Consider the following 17,509-nt stretch of genomic DNA (forward strand, 5'->3'; position numbering starts at 1 on the left):
CTAATCATTTCATTAGGTGTAATTTTTATTTTGTTACGATCGAGAAGGAGTCTTCGCTATGTATATTATATTGACGATGCTTTTATTAGGAATTTTACTAGGGTTCGTAGGAGCTGGCGGGGCTGGTTTTGTCATCGCATTGCTGACGTTAATCTTTGATGTACCAATCCATACTGCACTTGGGACATCTTTAGCTGCTATGGCATTTACGACTTTATCTGGTGCATACAGCCACTACCGGGAAGGAAATATCCAGCTCAAATCAGGTTTGATTGTCGGTGCACTAGCTTGTATTGCTTCATTTGCCGGAGCAAAAGTGGCTCCTTTTATTCCAGAGGATAGCCTGCACTATTTAACAGCTGGTATGCTCTTTTTATCTGCTGTTTTTATGATGATCAAATTGTTTGTCCTAAAAGAAGATGCTGAACAGCAGCCGCTTTCTTCACGCCAATTGCTGATCAGGGGCATTATATTAGGCCTTGTATCAGGGATGCTTTCAGGGATGTTCGGTATCGGATCAGCACCATTTATTCAAGTGGGGCTTTTGATTTTGCTGAAGCTGTCTATTAGACAAGCTGTTGGCACAACGATGCTAGTGATTATTCCAATCTCTATTGGCGGTGGAATTGGTTATATTTCAGAAGGCTATGTTGACTTTATCCTGCTCGTCCAGATCTTAATCGGTACCGTATTAGGGGCTTTTATTGGAGCAAAATTTACCCGCCTTGCGCCGAAACCTCTCTTAAAATCCGCTGTGCTTTTAACACCTATTATTGCCGGATTACTGCTGTTATTTTAATTTCATCTACATGAAAAAAGCCGATAACGTCCTGTTATCGGCTTTTTGTTAGCGGATATATTGCGCTGGATTGACTGCATTCGATTTCGCGCCATTCCATAATCCTTTATGAATTTCAAAATGAAGATGCTGGCCATAAGACTGACCTGTGTTGCCCATATATCCAAGGAATTGACCTTGCTCGACTCTTTGACCTGTTGACACACTTCTTGTTGAAAGATGAGCGTATACCGTTTGATACGTTTGGCCATTGATGTTATGTGTAATGAACACCACGTTCCCATAACTCGACGAGTAGCTTGAGTTCGTGACTGTTCCAGATGCGGCTGCAACGACAGATACAGTGCCTTTTGCAGCGATATCTAATCCGTAATGCTGTCCGCCAGAACGTCCGCCAAAGCCTGATGAGAAACGGCCTGCAGCTGGTTTAATGAAACCTGAGCTACTTGCTGGTGTATCTGACACTTGATCAGATCCTCCACTTGGTGCAGGTGCACTTTTTTCAGCAGCTGCTTGTTCTGCTTTCTTCGCTTCTTCTTTTTGACGACGTGCCTCTTCAGACTTTACCGCCGCTTTTTGATTCGCTAGAATTTCTTGTTCATTTTCAAGCTTTCCTAGTTCATCATGTGCATGTTCTTTTTCTTCCGTTACATGACCAAGGACTTTTCCTTTTTCTTTTTGCTGTTTAGATAGGTCCTTTTTCAACGTTTCAAGCTCTTTCAAAGATGTTTCTAGTCCACTTAGCTGCTTATTTAGCTCTGCTTCTTTTTGCTCTACTAGCTCCAAATCATTTTCGTGTTCTGTAATCATGTCTTTATCTGCTTCGACGATGGTTGTAACAGCTCCCACACGACTGACAAAATCACTAAAGCTACGAGCACCTAGCAGCACATCTAAATAGTTGATTGTACCGCCACTTTTTTGCATAGAACGAATTCGATCTTTGAAAATCGCTTTTCTCTTTTCAATTCGCTCGTTGATGACTTCAATCTCTTTTTTTAGTTTTTTGATCTCTTGTTTCGTCTGTTTGACCTCTTTTTCTTTTTCAGCGACTTTTTCAGTTGCGGCACTTACTTTTTGGTCAATTTTTTCAATTTCTTGCTTGAGCTTTGATTCTTTCTTTTCAAGCTTTGCCAGTTCTGATTTCTTTTTCTTTAAGGTTGATTCAGTCTTCGATGTTTTCTCTTCAATTTGTTGACGTTTTTGATCTAGGTCTTCGTATGCGAATGCACGATTTTCGTTCCCTGGAATGTATAGCCACGTTGTTCCAATAAACGCTGCCATTCCAGCCATCATCAGCTTTCTTTTCAAAACGATATTCCCCTCCCATGACAACTGCCTGCATAAAGAGTCGACCGGATGAATTGGATCAACCGGTCACATCTTCTATAGAATCTTCGAGTGCTGCCATCAATATAAATAGATTTATACTTTCAAGAATTTACGGATGGACGTTAAACTTCCCCACACACCGATAATGGCACCGATCAATAGAAGGATCAGTGATACTTGATAGACAAACGGATTGTATGGAAGCATTGAAATAAATGAACCTTGTACCCTTGGCGCCACCCAGCCGACAGCATATTGATACGTGCCAAGCAATACAGCGATTGGTATAATCGAGCCAAATACACCAAGTAGTAATCCTTCGATGAAAAACGGCCAGCGGATAAACCAGTTCGTTGCACCTACTAGTTTCATAATCTCAATTTCTTTACGTCTAGCAAAAATCGTAATTTTGATCGTATTGGAAATCAAGAACATCGCTGTAAATAAAAGCCCAATAATAAGTGCGATGCCGACATTACGCGCCACTCCGACAACATTAAAGAGTCGGCTTACCTCTTCTTTTCCATAAGTGACTTTATACGTCCCTTTTAGGTTTTCTAATTTCTTCGCTACTTTTGGTGTATCGTGAGGATCTGTTGTTTTCACAATAAACGCATCATTTAATGGATTTTCTTGATCAACCAGTCCCATAGATTGTCCATTTTCACCAAAGCTTTTAATCAGTGCTTTTAGTTCATCATCCTTGGATGAGTATTTCACATCACTGATTTCAGGAATCTTCTCAATTTCTGCTTTTAATTCATCCTGCTGCTTTTGATTCGCAGTTAAATCGATGAGAACTTTTACTTCTACTTCTTTCTCAGCGTTCGATGCCATGTTATTCAAGTTGAGCATAATGACAAGAAAAACCCCAACTAAAATCAATGTGACAGTGACCGCACTAATTGATGCAAATGTCATCCACGTGTTTCTTCCAAGTGAACGGAAGCTCTCACGTAAATGCCGCGAGAGAGTTTTAATCATAAATTCCGTACTCCCCTCTTGCTTCGTCACGCACAATCATTCCATCTTCGATTGCGATGACGCGTTTCTTCATGCTGTTTACAATCTCTTTGTTGTGTGTCGCCATGACGACTGTTGTTCCGCGGTTATTAATCTCTTCGAGTGTCTTCATGATTTCCCATGAAGTATCTGGATCAAGGTTTCCTGTCGGTTCGTCTGCAATGACAACCTCAGGATGATTGACGATCGAACGAGCGATCGATACACGCTGCTGTTCACCGCCGGAAAGCTGATCTGGAAATTGACGAGCTTTGTGCTTTAATTGCACCAAATCAAGTACCTCAAGCACTTTTTTCTTAATAATACTTGGCTGTTCACCAATGACTTCAAGAGCAAATGCCACGTTCTCAAAGACCGTGAGACTTGGAAGCAGCTTGAAATCTTGGAATACTACGCCAATTTCTCTTCTCACATAAGGAATTTCTTTTTCCTTCATCGAGCCTAAATCTTTGTTATTAATTAAGATTTTCCCTTTGGTTGGCTTCTCTTCACGATACATCATTTTAATGAACGTGGATTTACCAGCGCCACTGGGACCAACAACATACACAAACTCTCCTGGATGGATAGAGACATTGATTCCATTGATCGCCTTTACACCATTAGGATAGATCTTATAGACTTCCTTCATTTCAATCATGTAATCACCTAATCTTTTCTTATTCGCTGTCAAACAGCTTATCATGATGTTCTGACACTTCTCGTCAAAAAACGTTATGTATGGTCACGCACATACCCTTCGATACGCACAAGCAATTTATGTCCTTTTCATCCAAAAAGATGAAAAAATTGAATCGTCTAAATTTCAACAACTCCAATTATACGTCATGAATCGACGCAATGGTATTACATTTATATTTCAAAACTTATAAATAAAAGGTAAATAGAGCAACTAAAACCGAAAAACGTGTCTTTTTACCCTTATTTTTTAAATAAATTTTAATATAATACGTTTTCATACTATTCAAAAGTCTTTTTCTACAAATAGAAAATAAAAAAACCTTGTCGATTAGACAAAGGTTTTATTTTTTCTCTGCAAGCCATTTGGCAACTTCTTTTGCTTGTTTTTCATCTACCATTCCGCTTGGCATAGATCCTTTACCGTTCTGGGCAATATCTGCAATTTGGCTTTCATTATATTTCTTTCCGACTTCTTTCAGGCTTGGGCCGCCTCCGCCAGATAAGTCTTTTCCATGACAGCCAATACAGTTTTGCTGATAAATCTCTTCACCACTGCTCACATTTGAAGCACTTTTACTGCCTTCTTTGTCACTGCTGCTTGAATTTCCTCCACAGGCCGCAAGTACAAAAAGCATAGCGACAAAAAGAAGTGTTAATCCGCTCTTTTTCATGTATTTCCCTCCCTTACAATCATTTGGTCAACGTTATTATATCCTTGTTTACGCCCTTTTAAAACCCTCACCAAGCACCTCTTTTGCATCCATGACGATGACAAACGCTGATGCATCGATCGCTTTTACTACTTGTTTCAACTTTGTGAATTGTGACTGCCCTACCACACACATTAAAATAGGCCGGTCATGGTCGGTGTACCCACCTACTGCTGAAATCTTCGTTACACCACGATCAATTTGATCAAACACCGCCTGTCTGACCTCAGCCTCATGGCCCGTAATAATCATGGCCATCTTCGAGTGACTAAAGCCAGCCTGCACGACATCAATCGTCTTACTAGAAATGAACACTCCGATCACAGCGTACAGTCCTTCTTCAATCCCAAAAACAGTCATGGCCGCCAAAACAATCAAACCGTCCATCATCGCTAAACAAGTACCTAACGTCAGCCCTGTATATTTATTGATGATTTTGGCCGCAAGTGCCGTTCCTCCCGTTGAACCATTGCCGAGGAAAACGAGCCCAATTCCGATCCCAATCACTACACCGCCAAATATTGCGGCGAGCAGTGCTTCATGGGTGACAGGAGCAATGTGTCTTGTTAAGAACACCATTAAAGGTAAAAAGACAGAACCAACGAGCGTTTTTACCCCAAATGTTCCACCTAATAAATAAAAGCCTGCGATAAAGAGCGGAATATTGAGACCCCATTGTACATATGCAGCTTCAAAACCGAATGACTGCATAATGGTACTGATTCCACTCACACCGCCAGCAGCAATCTGATTTGGTAATAATAACGTATTAAAGCCAACCGCTACGATAGCTGATCCTATTAAAATGAGTACATAATTTTTCACTTCAATCCAAAGTTGAGAATGTTCCTGCTTCATGTCTTTCTTCCTCCGTTACTTCTGAATGCACACCTATTTTAAGCCCTCTCATTCAGATTGTAAATAACAGCCAAATACAGTGCTAATGGATTAATACTTTATCACACAGCCGGATCAGCGTACTTGCCGTTTGGCAGAAGAGTAAATGATGGTATATTTAATATGTACATGAGAAAGAAGGGACATACGATGAAGAAAATACTGAAGATCACCGGTATTACATTACTTGCACTCATCATCTTAGCTTTTGGTGCTTTCTATACATGGAGCCGCTTTACATATGGACCATCGGAAGCGTTAAAAAAGCAGATGAAGATTGAGCAGGTCGATCATAAAAATGGGGTATATTCATTTGAAGCATCAAAAAGCGATACTGGCATCATTCTATATCCTGGGGCAAAAGTTGAACCTCTTGCGTATGCCTATCTAGGGAATGCGCTGATGAAGAAAGGCTATTCGGTCTTTATCCCAGACATGCCATTTTCCTTCGCGATTTTTAATACGAAGAAGGCAGAGGATATCCTCAAAAGTCATCCAGCCATCAAGCATTGGTACATTGGCGGACATTCGCTAGGCGGGACAGCTGCCGCTATGTATGCAGAGAAAAATCAAAGCAAGCTGGACGGCCTCTTTTTCCTTGCCTCCTATCCTGCATCAGATGATTTGAAACAGGCTTCCTTGCAAGTATTATCTATTTCAGGCGAAAAAGATGGTCTCGCAACACGAGAAAAAATCAAAAAATCGAAAAAGCAGCTGTCTTCTCAAACGGTGTATCATGAGATAAAAGGCGGTAATCATGCTCAGTTTGGCATGTATGGCAAACAAAAAGGGGATCAGCCTGCAGACATTCCAGTCCTCACGCAACAAAAAGACATCGTTCAGACGATGCTGGAATGGTTAAAACCAGCAAAAAAGCTCCCGTAATGGGAGCTTCAAGATTGTTGACAAAGGACTAAAATGAACTTGATTTTAGCCCTTTGTCTTCTTTTCAGCGTGATAGAAAACCTTTGCAGTCTAGGAAGGACGAGCATCGGCGTGGAGCGAATTTGACATTCGTGAGCACCGAAGCGCAGGACTGACAACGAATGCGAGGGTTTGTCTACACGCTGAAGCTCCCGTAATGGGAGCTTTTCATTTTTTATGCCTTCGTCGCTTCTAAAAACTCTTCAGCATCTGCGACAGCCAGTGAAATGGCCTCTTCCCAAAATGCTTTTTGAGTCAGGTCGACACCTAGGTGCTTATATGCCAAATCTTCTACAGTCATTGACGCTGTATCTTTTAATAGCGCAATATATTTCTCTTCAAATGATGCCCCAGCCTGCAATGCTTTCGCGTAAATACCTAGAGAGAACATGTACCCGAAGGTGTAAGGGAAGTTATAAAACGGGACCCCTGTAATATGGAAATGCAGTTTAGACGCCCAGAAATGCGGATGGTATTCATCTAAAGAGCCACCAAAGGCTTCCTTCTGTGCTTCTATCATCAACTCATTCAAGCGGTCAGCTGGCACTTCTCCTTGTTTGCGCTCTTCATAAAAGCGTTGTTCAAATAAGAAGCGTGATTGAATATTCATAAAGAATGCCACACTGCGCTGCAGCTTATCCTCTAGCAAACTGAGCCGCTCTTCTTCATTGGCCGCCTCTTTTAACGAAGCATCTGCCACAATCATTTCTGCGAATGTCGACGCAGTTTCAGCTACATTCATCGCATATTTACGATTCAACATCCGAACATCCTGCATGACTTCCTGATGGAACGAATGACCAAGCTCATGTGCTAGTGTCGCTACATTGGATGGAGTCCCTGAGAAGGTCATAAAAATACGTGATTCTCCGCTATCAGGGAAATTCGTACAGAAACCGCCCACTCGTTTGTTTGGGCGATTCTCAGCTTCTACCCAGCGTTCATTAAAAGCTTTTTCAGTAAAAGCAGCAAGCTCTTTTCCAAACCCTGCGAAATGCTTGATAATAAAAGCGGCTGCGTCTTGATAAGAATAGGTTTTTGTCTCACTTCCAATAGGCGCTCCCACATCAAACCAGCTTAGTTTATCAACCCCAAGCATGTCAGCTTTACGTTGTAAATAATCAATGAATGGCTGTTTATGTTCATCAATGACAGACCACATTGTATCGAGCGTCTCTTGTTTCATCCGGCAAATATCAAGGGGCTCTTTTAATATATGATCCCATCCTCTTGCTTCATATACTTGTAGACGAAAACCAGCGAGATGATTGAGTGTGCTTGCAAACAAATGTTCATCCTGTGTCCATGCATGTTCTAAATTATGATACACGGCTTTTCTTACTTCACGATCTGAATCATCCATCGCATTTTCTGCTTGGCCTACAGAGATCATTTGTGTTTCACCATTTTGCTCAAATTGAATGGTAATTTTGTTCACCAAGCTAGAATAAAGTTCATCCCACGCATGATACCCATCTACTGCTAGTTTTTGAATGAGTGTTTCCTGTTCAACAGGCAGTTGATCTTTCACATGTTCTCTTCGTTCATTTAATATGTAACGAACATCTGAGAAAGCGGCTGAATCCATTAATTCTTCCCACTGGCTAATAGGAATCTCAGCAAGTGATTGATCAAACCCTGCTAGAATGGTTCCTAATTCAGCTTCCAGCTTGGCAATAGACCCCCGGAGACTGCCCGCCTTCATATCCTTTGTATTTTGAGATTGTAGACAGGATACAAATGAACCTGCTTGCGCTAATTTTTTATATGTGATTTCATACGTTTCAAGGACAGCTGTTAACTTTTTTTCAATTTGTGTATCTTCTTTTGAAAAGGCATCTACCTTTTGTCGTAACTCAACTAATAGCTGCTGTATATACTCTAAGTATGTGATAAATTCTGATGAAGAACTGCCTCCTTTAAAAAAGGCATCTAAATCCCACGTCTCTTGTAATGGTTTTAATCCCAAATTATTTCCCCCTTTAATTGCTAATTTCATCATACAAAGGATATAGAGTCAGTATGGCATATGTATTCCTTTATATTCATTATATTTTCTCACAATTAAAAAAACCCGGCAAGAAGCCGAGTTTTTATGATAATTTTGAACGTAAATACGCATCGATAAAGGAATCTAAATCTCCATCCATCACCGCTTGAACATTTCCCATCTCCGTGTTGGTACGATGGTCTTTCACAAGGGAATATGGGTGGAAGACATACGAGCGAATTTGGCTTCCCCAGCCAATTTCTTTCTGTTCTCCTCTGATTTCATCCAATTCCGCCTGCTGTTCTTCGATCCGTTTTTGATAAAGCTTAGATTTCAGCATTTTCATTGCACGTTCTCTGTTTTTGATTTGGGATCTTTCCGTTTGGCACGTCACGACGACATTTGTTGGGATGTGTGTGATACGAACCGCAGAGTCCGTCGTATTGACGTGCTGCCCCCCTGCACCACTTGCACGATACGTATCCACCTTAATATCCTCTGTACGAATATCGATATCAATTTCTTCATTAAATTCTGGCATGACATCACAGGAAACGAAAGATGTGTGTCTACGGCCAGATGAATCAAATGGAGAAATACGGACTAAACGATGGACACCTTTTTCTGCTTTTAAGTAACCGTAAGCGTTATGTCCTTTAATCAGTAATGTCACAGACTTAATCCCTGCTTCATCACCAGGAAGGTAATCAAGTGTTTCGACCTTAAAGCCTCTGCGCTCTGCCCAGCGGGTATACATTCTGAGGAGCATCGATCCCCAGTCCTGTGATTCCGTTCCACCTGCACCAGGGTGAAGCTCAAGAATGGCATTGTTTTTGTCATACGGTTCACTTAAAAGAAGCTGCAATTCAAACTCGTTAAATTGTTTTGTTAAGTTCTTCAGCTCTTTTTCAAGCTCTGCATGAAGATCCTCATCGTAGTCTTCTTTTAATAAATCATGCGTCATTTGCAGCTCATCATGAGATTCACTGAGCTCATGATATGTATTCACATAATCCTTCAGTGCATTGGCTTCATTGATGACACCTTGTGCCTTTTGCTGATCATTCCAAAAATCAGCCTCTGACATTGTCGCCTCAAGCTCTGCAATTTTCGCTTCTTTTGTATCGAGGTCAAAGAGACCCCCTAAAATCAGCTAGCCTGCTAGCCATATTTTCAAGCTCTTGTCTAATTTCTACTAATTCCATATCCTTCACCTCATAGATGTATGGGGGCTGACATGAATAGAAAGAGGTTTTCACCTCTTTCCATTACTTATTCTGTCTTCCCATGACAATTTTTATATTTCTTGCCGCTTCCGCAGTGACATGGTGAGTTTCTTCCGATATCCACCACTTTACGCACCGGCTTTTTCTTCACTGTTTTCTCCTCATCGCCTTCTTGAGGCTGATGAGCAGTTGTTTGTCCTTGAACGACTTCTTCACGTTCTAGGTTGTTTTGGATTTCTGATTTTAGCACATATTTAGCGACGTCATCTTCAATCGAAGCGACCATATGCTCAAACATCGCAAATCCTTCCATTTGATACTCACGAAGCGGATTGGTTTGTGCATATGCACGTAAATGGATTCCTTGACGCAGCTGATCCATTGCATCGATATGATCCATCCACTTCGAATCTACTGCACGAAGAACGATGACTTTTTCAAATTCACGCATTTGTTCATCGCCAAATGTCTCTTCTTTTGCATCGTATTTTTCTTTAATCCGCTCCATGATGAATTCGGTGATCTCATCTGCTTCTTTACCGAAGATATCTTTGACCGAAATGGCACCTTCATCTAAATAGTTCGTGTTGATTAATTCAACAAGACCATCTAATTTCCATTCTTCTGGAAGTTCTTCTTTCGGCGTGTAAGATCCAACAGCCCGCTCAATAGACGATTGAATCATATTGATCACAATCGATTTCAAGTTATCAGAATCGATGACTTCAAAACGCTGTTTGTAAATGACTTCACGCTGTTGACGAAGAACATCATCATATTGCAGAAGCTGCTTACGGGAATCAAAGTTATTCCCCTCAACACGTTTTTGAGAAGATTCAACAGCTTTTGAGACCATTTTACTTTGAATTGGAGTAGAGTCATCCATACCGAAGCGATCAAGCATCGCCATTGTCCGCTCTGCACCAAATCGGCGCATCAATTCATCTTCCATTGAGAGATAGAATTGAGTAATCCCTGGGTCTCCTTGACGACCAGAACGACCACGGAGCTGGTTATCAATACGGCGTGATTCATGACGCTCTGTCCCAATAACAGCAAGACCGCCTAGTTCTTTCACACCTTCGCCAAGCTTGATGTCTGTTCCACGTCCCGCCATGTTTGTCGCAATTGTGACGGCACCTTTTTGTCCAGCTTCCTCAATAATTTGTGCTTCACGCTCATGGTTTTTCGCGTTTAACACTTGATGAGGGATGCCTTTATTTTTAAGCAGTTTTGAAATTAATTCAGATGTCTCAACCGCAACAGTTCCGACAAGGACCGGCTGTCCTGTCATATAACGCTGTGCGACGTCTTCAGCTACTGCTTTAAATTTGCCATCCATTGTACGGTAAATTAAATCAGGTCTGTCATCACGCACAACCGGTTTATTGGTTGGGATTGTGACAACCTGCATATTGTAAATGTTACGGAATTCCTCTTCTTCCGTTTTCGCTGTACCTGTCATACCAGATAGCTTTTCATACATACGGAAATAGTTCTGGAACGTAATGGTTGCAAGTGTCATGCTTTCATTCTGCACTTCAAGACCTTCTTTTGCTTCAATGGCTTGGTGCAGACCTTCACTATAGCGACGTCCTTTCATTAAACGTCCTGTGAAGGAGTCAACGATGACGACTTGACCATCTTCCACAACATAATCAACGTCTTTTTGCATCGCAACATGCGCCTTAAGAGCCTGCGCGATATGGTGGTTAAGAGCGACATGTTTGACATCAAACAAGTTCTCGATGCCAAAAGCTTTTTCCGCCTTCGTCATTCCGCTTTCAGTCAGCTGTACACTTTTTGTTTTAATATCATAAGTGAAATCGTCTTCTATTTTTAACGTACGAACAAAGGCATTTGCTTGTACGTAAAGTTTCGTCGATTTTGCAGCTTGTCCAGAAATAATAAGAGGTGTTCTCGCTTCATCAATTAAGATGGAGTCAACTTCATCGATGACGGCATAATGAAGTGGTCTTTGAACCATTTGCTCTTTGTACAGCACCATGTTATCTCGTAAATAATCAAAGCCAAGCTCATTGTTTGTTGAATACGTGATATCAGCAGCGTACGCTTCTCTTTTTTCATCTTTGTCTAAACTGTTTAAGTTCAAGCCAACCGTTAATCCAAGAAATTCGAAAATCTTGCCCATTTCCTGTGCATCACGGCTTGCCAAATATTCGTTGACTGTTACAATGTGGACGCCTTTTCCAGAAAGAGCATTCAAATAAACAGGCATCGTTGATGTCAACGTTTTCCCTTCACCTGTTTTCATCTCTGAGATATTACCTTCATGAAGGGCAATCCCCCCCATGAGCTGTACCTTAAATGGGAACATTCCTGTCACGCGGCGTGATGCCTCGCGAACCGTTGCAAATGCTTCAACCAAAAGGTCGTCTACAGATTGTCCTTTTTCAAGTTTTTCTTTAAATTCGATCGTTTTATTTCGTAAAGCCTCGTCAGATAATTTTTCAAAATCTTGAGCGAGAGCTTCGATTTCATTTGCCTTTTTTTCATATCGGCTGATCGTACGTTTCGTAGGATCAAACACTTTGTTTAAGATTCCAAGCATATAATAACGCTCCTCTATTTCATGCAATTTTTCGGCATGTCCAAAAGTTTGACAGGTCCATATTTACCTGCATTTATCATACCATACCTTCCTTGATTTCCAAAGAATTTGCAATGATTTAGCACAAAAAACCCGCCCCTAATGAAGGGAACGGGTTTACTTTTTTTAGGTCATTTTCGGATCAAAAGGAACGAATGATTAAGCGTTCGGCTCAATGAGTCCATATTTACCGTCATTTCGGCGGTATACCACATTGGTCAAATTTGTCTCAGCATTTGTGAAGACAAAGAAACTGTGACCTAACATGTTCATTTGAAGAATGGCCTCTTCGCTATCCATTGGTTTTAAATTGAAGCGTTTTTGTCTGACGATTTCTGTTTCATCAATTTCTTCGTCATCTTGAACTGCTACTTCGGAAGCACCGTTTCCTCCAGCAAATAAATGCTTTTTCGCACCTTGCTCACGGAATTTACGGTTCACTTTCGTTTTATGTTTTCTAATTTGACGTTCTAATTTACTGGTTGCTAGGTCTACTGCATTGTACATATCCTCATTATGCACCTCTGCTCGAAGTGCTAGATCAGTCATTGGAATGGTAACCTCAACTTTAGATTCTTGATCGTTGTAAAATTTCAAGTTCACGTTGACTGAAGCATCAACATCTGACTCAAAATAACGCTCCAACTTTCCAATTTTTTTCTCGACATGATCTCTTAGTGCAGGTGTTACTTCGATGTTTTCTCCTCGGACATTGTAATTCATGTAAAGAACGCCTCCTTTAAAATTAAGGATATGTAAACTTATTTCTACTTTTCCCTCCTTTTCTCCTGCTCAAACGTAAAAAAAATGTGAATTTTTATTGAAATTTGTCGAATCCTGCGGTGCGTCAGCTTTTACTTGATAGGTGATGAATATATATTCGATGGATTCTTGAAAAAGACCATCGCACTGTTAAATCTTGAAAGATGAAATAGATGTTTTCAGTGATTGAGACAAAGATTTTAAATCTTCCGCAGCTGCTTTCATTTCCTCATTCGCCGCTAGTGATTCTTCAACAGCCGCCGACATGTACTCCGTTTCCTCAGAATTTCGCTTGGCCCCTTCTTCTATCACACCAACTGTTTGAGAAATTTCTTCTGTACTAGCTGAGATTTGCTCTGTCGTGGCAGAAAGCTCCTCTGCTTTTATCGAGATATCACGAATGGCTGCCAGAATTTCTTGAAAGCTCTGTTCAGACAATTGCGATACTTTCACACCTTCTGCTACATCTCGTTCCACTTTCGTCATAGATTGAGACGATCTTTCAGTATCTTTGTTCACGTTGGCGAGTAACTGACTAATTTGATCAGTCAGCTGACTTGATTCTTCTGCCAGCTTTCTGACTTCATCTGCAACAACCGCAAAACCTCGTCCATGTTCCCCAGCCCTTGCTGCTTCAATGGCTGCGTTTAAAGCAAGTAAATTTGTCTGATCTGCAATGGCATGAATATTCCCCAGCAAGCCTTGAATGCCGGTAAACTGTACTTGTACATTGGCCATTGTAGAATGATGTTCATTCACAGATTCCTTAATAGAACTCATTTGTTTCACAAATTGTTGAATGAGGGATGCGCCCTCTTCAGCCTTTTCAGTCACTGAAATTGAGTGACCCGAAACATCAGACGTATGTTCAGCCGCATTATGCATACCAGTCGAGACTTCTTGAATCGCCGAAGCTACTTTTCCTACTGCATCCGATTGTTCACGTGAAGCTTCACTGACCTGTTCAATCGAGCTAGACGTCTGTTCACTAGCCGAAATGGTTTGACTGATGGTTTCTTCAAATTGCGCAGCAGAATCAGCTAATTGCCTTGACCCGTTTTGCACCTGTAAGATGAGCTGACGCAAATGCGCTGTCATTTGGTTAAAAGCCGTACCGAGCTGGCCAATTTCATTTTTAGAGGTCACTTCAATCTCTTCAAGTGTGAGGTCACCATCTGCCATTCTTCTTGCTGCATGTGTGACAGAGACAATCGGTTTTGTCATACGATGAACAAACCTTGTGCCAATGACTAAAAAGCCGACTATAATCGCTGCGCTAACGAGAATAAGCGTCAGCAATAATTGGTTACTTTCTTCATTGAGCTGACTGATTTTTTGATCCCGCTGTTTCAATTGTGTTTGAGCAAATTCTTTTGTAAAGGTATGTATTTCTTGTTCGATAGGTTGTAATTCTTGACTGAGGCGGGTGTTGAATTCTTTTTGATTGTTAGTATTCAATGAGATAAATAGCCTTTTCGTGGATTCATAATAAAGCTCATTCTTCTGAGAAATTTTTTCTAACAATTTTTTTGCTTGTTTGACTGTACTCAGTTTTAAAGCATCACCTGTTTTTTTATTAATATCAACATAGGTATCTTCAATATTTTGTGAGACTTTCCTATCCTGCACAACCACATACGTTTTAATTTGTGCTTCCTGCTTTTGCAACAGTGCCTCTAATTCCAGTGAGGTCTGGTACAGCTTTACTTCTTTGGTGAGGAGTGCTTTATATGATTGATCTGTTTTGTAATAGATAAAGCTAGAAAATCCTAAAATACTGACAAACAATACACATATGACAATAAGCCCAAATAAAAATTGATTTTTTAGTCTCATAAATTCCTCCGAATGGTCTGAATTGAACAAAAATTAATGAATGACATACGGCCTCATACAGGCATGTATTTCATCCATCCACTTTCTATATTCAGGTATAAAATATGATGTAAGGAATGACTGGAAGTGATTTGAAGGGAATGTATAGAAAGCTAGTATATCGAAACTTAAAAAAATTTGGTCAAACGATCGAATCGTCTTGGCAAAGTGCTCATTTTCAATAATTGAAAGCAGAAGCGGGTGTGTTGTCTCTAAATGAAAGAAGGCATGGATCAGATCATTAAAGATCCGATCCCCTTCTGTTTTAGCAAAATCCTTCTCAATTTCATCTAAATATTTTAGACTCTCTTCTATCGTATATAGAAGGTCATAATATGTGGTTAATAAAATATAGTCATCTGAACGATACGCCACAGGTCTCACCTATTTATTTCCGTTTATCGTAGTATACGCCGTCACTTGTCATGGGCTGATACGGATTTTGATAATTCAGCTGTTTTGTTTTCTTACGTTGAATGGCTTGAATATCTGCCTTGATCCCATTTTGAATCTCCGTTAATTGCTTGGCCATCAGTTGATCTGTTTGAATGATTTCTTTGATTTTCTCTTTTTCTTGAACGGAAAGCTCATGTTGAATGTCTCTCATTAGTTCGTCTCTCTCAACTAAAAAAGCATCAAAGTCTTCAACGAGTGTTTCGCTTTGCGGATTGGCCTCTATTTCCGCTGCCATTTTTAACGTTTGGTCGTGCAGTTGGTCCACAATACTCATAGAGATCCCCCAATAGAGTGGTGACGCCCTTTTCGATCGGTTTGAATGACTTCCTTCCAAGCATCTCGGAAATCAGTCACATATTGCTCTACTTCATTCAGGATCTCTTCGTCATTTTGCAGATTGGCTTCAATCAGTCTTCGATAGATGTAGTCATACATACTTGCCATGCTCTTTGATACATCATACGTACGATTTAAGGTGACATTTAATTCTTGGATGATGTTTTGAGCCTTTTTCAGGTTCAAGTTTCTCATTTCAGCATCTTCTTTTTGAATGCCATGCTTTGCTAGTCTAATAAACTTTAAGCATCCTTCATAAAGCATAAGCGTTAACTCGGCCGGTGTTGCGGTCTCAATAGAATTTTTCTGATAGGCGGCATAAGGGTTCTGAATTGCCATATGTTATAAACCTCCAATTATTGTCCAAGCAGTTGAGAAAGATAGCCAGATTGGTTGTTTAGCTTTTGAATCGCACTATCCATGGCGTTAAACTTTTTGTAGTAACGAGCTTCCACCATTTTTAAACGATCTTGGAATGTGCTCATTCGTTGAGTCAAAGAATCAAGGTCCTTACCAAGTCCGTATTCCTTTGATGCCATCGTTGTGCTACCAGCCTTTGTCTGAATGCTCTTTGAGAAGGCTGATAAGGAATTTTTGATACGATGAATGATTCCTTGTTCTTTATATTGCTGCTGCGCTTTATCTTTATCTTTTGAATCTACATTTAGCGAACCTGACATAAATATTTGACTAATCTTCTGTGGGTCTTCTTGAATGGCTTTTCTTAGCTTCGGTTCATCAATGACAAGCTTTCCGCCATCTTTATATTTATCTGAAGTGGCAATTCCAATTTGTGTCATGTGAATTTTATTCCCATCACTTGTCGTAATATCAACATAAAAGTCACTTCTTAATTTAGATGCACCAGATCGTAAAATTGAATCACTTCTCAGCAAGCCTGACTTCGCAGTCGTTTCCCATAGTTCGACTTCTTTGTCAGACATGGCTTTTTTCTCTTCTGCTGTTAATGGATAGTAGTCTCTATTTCTTTTTTCATTGACTTTACCATTGATCTCTTCAACAAGTTCATTGTATTTATCAACGAATTGTTTGATTTTATCAAAGATGGCATCGACATCTGTTGAAACGTTCAAACTGACAGGCTTATCTGTTGTTCCTTTAAGTTCATATGTGATACCAGCCTGCGTGAAGGTATTATTGTTATTTTCCATTTTGAGACCATTAATTTCGTATTGCGCTTTCTGCCCTTGAGTAGTCGCAACTAATTTATTATCTCCATCCACTTGGAATCCTAATTGCGTTAAAAATGAAGCAGAATCACCATCCGCTGCCTTAATACTGACACCTTCTCCAGTCGTACGCGAAGTCAGAGCAATTGTATCTACGTAGTTGGTCCCATCAAAAATTTGACCTTTATAAGCCGTGACACCTAGTTGAGCGTTGTTCAATTTTGACACGATTGTATCAAGGGTATCTTTATCAGTCGTATTAATGGTCACTGTTTTGGGTGTCGTAGAATCTGGTGTCGTCACCTCAAACGTGAACGTACCGTTTGCAGCAGTAAATCCAGATGTGCCAGAAGATTTGAATACGGAAGCTGTCGCTAGTTGAGTCACATTAATCGAGCCAGAGGTAGCATTTGTTGATCCAGTTGCTGTGACAGCAGATTCATTGGAGCTTGTGACCTTTTTTGCGCCATAAGTACTCGGATATGTTAAATTTAGTTTGGCAATGAGATCATCTAATTCTTTGACCTTTGAATTGACCTCGCGGTAGCTGTCTCTTTGCCATTCAAGTGTTTGTTTCTGGCGTGTCATTTTATCAAGTGGTGCTTGCTCAGTTTTCATTAACTTTGAGACGATTTCATCAATATCAAATACATTTGAAAATCCAGTAATTCGATTAACCATTGTTTATGTTCTCCCT

Annotated in this window: 16 protein-coding genes; 2 read left to right on the forward strand and 14 right to left on the reverse strand. The window is 40.4% G+C overall.

All coding sequences use genetic code 11. The annotated features are described in order from the left end of the window. The first annotated feature begins 58 nt into the window (after positions 1 to 58). Positions 59 to 799 (forward strand): sulfite exporter TauE/SafE family protein, encoded by a 741-nt coding sequence (locus tag ACNO7B_RS16230; protein WP_017368130.1) that lies wholly within the window; start codon positions 59 to 61, stop codon positions 797 to 799. 48 nt (positions 800 to 847) lie between these two features. Here the strand turns inward: ACNO7B_RS16230 and ACNO7B_RS16235 are convergent, their stop codons facing one another. From ACNO7B_RS16235 to ACNO7B_RS16255, 5 genes are all read right to left on the reverse strand, one after another. Continuing rightward, on the reverse strand, positions 848 to 2,110 hold the full coding sequence (locus ACNO7B_RS16235) for a murein hydrolase activator EnvC family protein (RefSeq protein ID WP_008348225.1): 1,263 nt from the start codon (positions 2,108 to 2,110) through the stop codon (positions 848 to 850). 114 nt (positions 2,111 to 2,224) lie between these two features. Further along, positions 2,225 to 3,115 carry a permease-like cell division protein FtsX gene (gene ftsX / locus ACNO7B_RS16240; RefSeq protein ID WP_024719915.1) on the reverse strand — a complete coding sequence of 297 codons (891 nt, stop codon included), beginning with the start codon at positions 3,113 to 3,115 and terminating at the stop codon, positions 2,225 to 2,227. Further along, on the reverse strand, positions 3,108 to 3,794 hold the full coding sequence (gene ftsE / locus ACNO7B_RS16245) for a cell division ATP-binding protein FtsE (protein ID WP_008348229.1): 687 nt from the start codon (positions 3,792 to 3,794) through the stop codon (positions 3,108 to 3,110). The genes ftsX and ftsE overlap by 8 nt, the downstream gene beginning before the upstream one ends. 382 nt (positions 3,795 to 4,176) lie before the next feature. Beyond that, positions 4,177 to 4,506 carry a cytochrome c551 gene (cccB, locus tag ACNO7B_RS16250; protein ID WP_007500002.1) on the reverse strand — a complete coding sequence of 110 codons (330 nt, stop codon included), beginning with the start codon at positions 4,504 to 4,506 and terminating at the stop codon, positions 4,177 to 4,179. Between the two features lie 48 nt (positions 4,507 to 4,554). Beyond that, on the reverse strand, positions 4,555 to 5,403 hold the full coding sequence (locus ACNO7B_RS16255; protein WP_417901705.1) for a YitT family protein: 849 nt from the start codon (positions 5,401 to 5,403) through the stop codon (positions 4,555 to 4,557). Positions 5,404 to 5,592: 189 nt separating this feature from the next. Here ACNO7B_RS16255 and ACNO7B_RS16260 point away from each other — a divergent pair, with 189 nt between their 5' ends. After that, positions 5,593 to 6,327: an alpha/beta family hydrolase gene (locus ACNO7B_RS16260; RefSeq protein WP_181891307.1), complete on the forward strand. Its 735-nt coding sequence runs from the start codon at positions 5,593 to 5,595 to the stop codon at positions 6,325 to 6,327. Between the two features lie 214 nt (positions 6,328 to 6,541). On the opposite strand, the gene ACNO7B_RS16265 is transcribed toward ACNO7B_RS16260, so the two are convergent. From ACNO7B_RS16265 to ACNO7B_RS16305, 9 genes are all read right to left on the reverse strand, one after another. Next, complete coding sequence (locus tag ACNO7B_RS16265) at positions 6,542 to 8,335, reverse strand: M3 family oligoendopeptidase (RefSeq protein WP_417901706.1); 1,794 nt, start codon at positions 8,333 to 8,335, stop codon at positions 6,542 to 6,544. Between the two features lie 124 nt (positions 8,336 to 8,459). Beyond that, positions 8,460 to 9,561, reverse strand: a protein-coding gene (gene prfB / locus ACNO7B_RS16270; RefSeq protein ID WP_098680723.1) for a peptide chain release factor 2 whose coding sequence is annotated in 2 segments (ribosomal slippage) — positions 8,460 to 9,488 and positions 9,490 to 9,561 — 1,101 coding nt in all. Because the reading frame shifts where the segments join, the coding sequence is not laid out codon by codon here. Positions 9,562 to 9,628: 67 nt separating this feature from the next. Beyond that, positions 9,629 to 12,154, reverse strand: coding sequence for a preprotein translocase subunit SecA (gene secA / locus ACNO7B_RS16275; protein ID WP_008348240.1), 2,526 nt, complete (start codon positions 12,152 to 12,154; stop codon positions 9,629 to 9,631). Between the two features lie 198 nt (positions 12,155 to 12,352). Beyond that, complete coding sequence (gene hpf, locus ACNO7B_RS16280; protein ID WP_007499992.1) at positions 12,353 to 12,916, reverse strand: ribosome hibernation-promoting factor, HPF/YfiA family; 564 nt, start codon at positions 12,914 to 12,916, stop codon at positions 12,353 to 12,355. Between the two features lie 189 nt (positions 12,917 to 13,105). Continuing rightward, positions 13,106 to 14,791, reverse strand: coding sequence for a methyl-accepting chemotaxis protein (locus tag ACNO7B_RS16285; RefSeq protein WP_417901707.1), 1,686 nt, complete (start codon positions 14,789 to 14,791; stop codon positions 13,106 to 13,108). Between the two features lie 33 nt (positions 14,792 to 14,824). Beyond that, positions 14,825 to 15,205: a hypothetical protein gene (locus ACNO7B_RS16290; RefSeq protein WP_008348244.1), complete on the reverse strand. Its 381-nt coding sequence runs from the start codon at positions 15,203 to 15,205 to the stop codon at positions 14,825 to 14,827. 13 nt (positions 15,206 to 15,218) lie between these two features. Then, positions 15,219 to 15,560: a flagellar protein FliT gene (locus tag ACNO7B_RS16295; RefSeq protein WP_008348246.1), complete on the reverse strand. Its 342-nt coding sequence runs from the start codon at positions 15,558 to 15,560 to the stop codon at positions 15,219 to 15,221. After that, positions 15,557 to 15,961: a flagellar export chaperone FliS gene (gene fliS, locus ACNO7B_RS16300; protein WP_008348247.1), complete on the reverse strand. Its 405-nt coding sequence runs from the start codon at positions 15,959 to 15,961 to the stop codon at positions 15,557 to 15,559. Before fliS ends, ACNO7B_RS16295 begins: the two co-directional genes overlap by 4 nt. A 17-nt stretch (positions 15,962 to 15,978) precedes the next feature. Next, a complete protein-coding gene (locus ACNO7B_RS16305) occupies positions 15,979 to 17,493 on the reverse strand; it encodes a flagellar hook-associated protein 2 (RefSeq protein WP_410684358.1) in 1,515 nt (504 codons plus the stop codon). Between the last annotated feature and the right edge of the window lie 16 nt (positions 17,494 to 17,509).

Source organism: Bacillus sp. AK25, assembly GCF_048270685.1.
GTDB lineage: Bacteria > Bacillota > Bacilli > Bacillales > Bacillaceae > Bacillus > Bacillus altitudinis.

What these genes read in the sequence shown, in the direction of transcription:
- ACNO7B_RS16230 (WP_017368130.1), top strand. Translation starts at nt 59, where the DNA reads ATGTATATTATATTGACGATGCTTTTATTAGGAATTTTACTAGGGTTC.
- ftsE (WP_008348229.1), bottom strand. Translation starts at nt 3,794, where the DNA reads ATGATTGAAATGAAGGAAGTCTATAAGATCTATCCTAATGGTGTAAAG.
- secA (WP_008348240.1), bottom strand. Translation starts at nt 12,154, where the DNA reads ATGCTTGGAATCTTAAACAAAGTGTTTGATCCTACGAAACGTACGATC.
- ACNO7B_RS16295 (WP_008348246.1), bottom strand. Translation starts at nt 15,560, where the DNA reads ATGAGTATTGTGGACCAACTGCACGACCAAACGTTAAAAATGGCAGCG.
- ftsX (WP_024719915.1), bottom strand. Translation starts at nt 3,115, where the DNA reads ATGATTAAAACTCTCTCGCGGCATTTACGTGAGAGCTTCCGTTCACTT.
- ACNO7B_RS16255 (WP_417901705.1), bottom strand. Translation starts at nt 5,403, where the DNA reads ATGAAGCAGGAACATTCTCAACTTTGGATTGAAGTGAAAAATTATGTA.
- ACNO7B_RS16260 (WP_181891307.1), top strand. Translation starts at nt 5,593, where the DNA reads ATGAAGAAAATACTGAAGATCACCGGTATTACATTACTTGCACTCATC.
- ACNO7B_RS16305 (WP_410684358.1), bottom strand. Translation starts at nt 17,493, where the DNA reads ATGGTTAATCGAATTACTGGATTTTCAAATGTATTTGATATTGATGAA.
- fliS (WP_008348247.1), bottom strand. Translation starts at nt 15,961, where the DNA reads ATGGCAATTCAGAACCCTTATGCCGCCTATCAGAAAAATTCTATTGAG.
- ACNO7B_RS16285 (WP_417901707.1), bottom strand. Translation starts at nt 14,791, where the DNA reads ATGAGACTAAAAAATCAATTTTTATTTGGGCTTATTGTCATATGTGTA.
- cccB (WP_007500002.1), bottom strand. Translation starts at nt 4,506, where the DNA reads ATGAAAAAGAGCGGATTAACACTTCTTTTTGTCGCTATGCTTTTTGTA.
- hpf (WP_007499992.1), bottom strand. Translation starts at nt 12,916, where the DNA reads ATGAATTACAATGTCCGAGGAGAAAACATCGAAGTAACACCTGCACTA.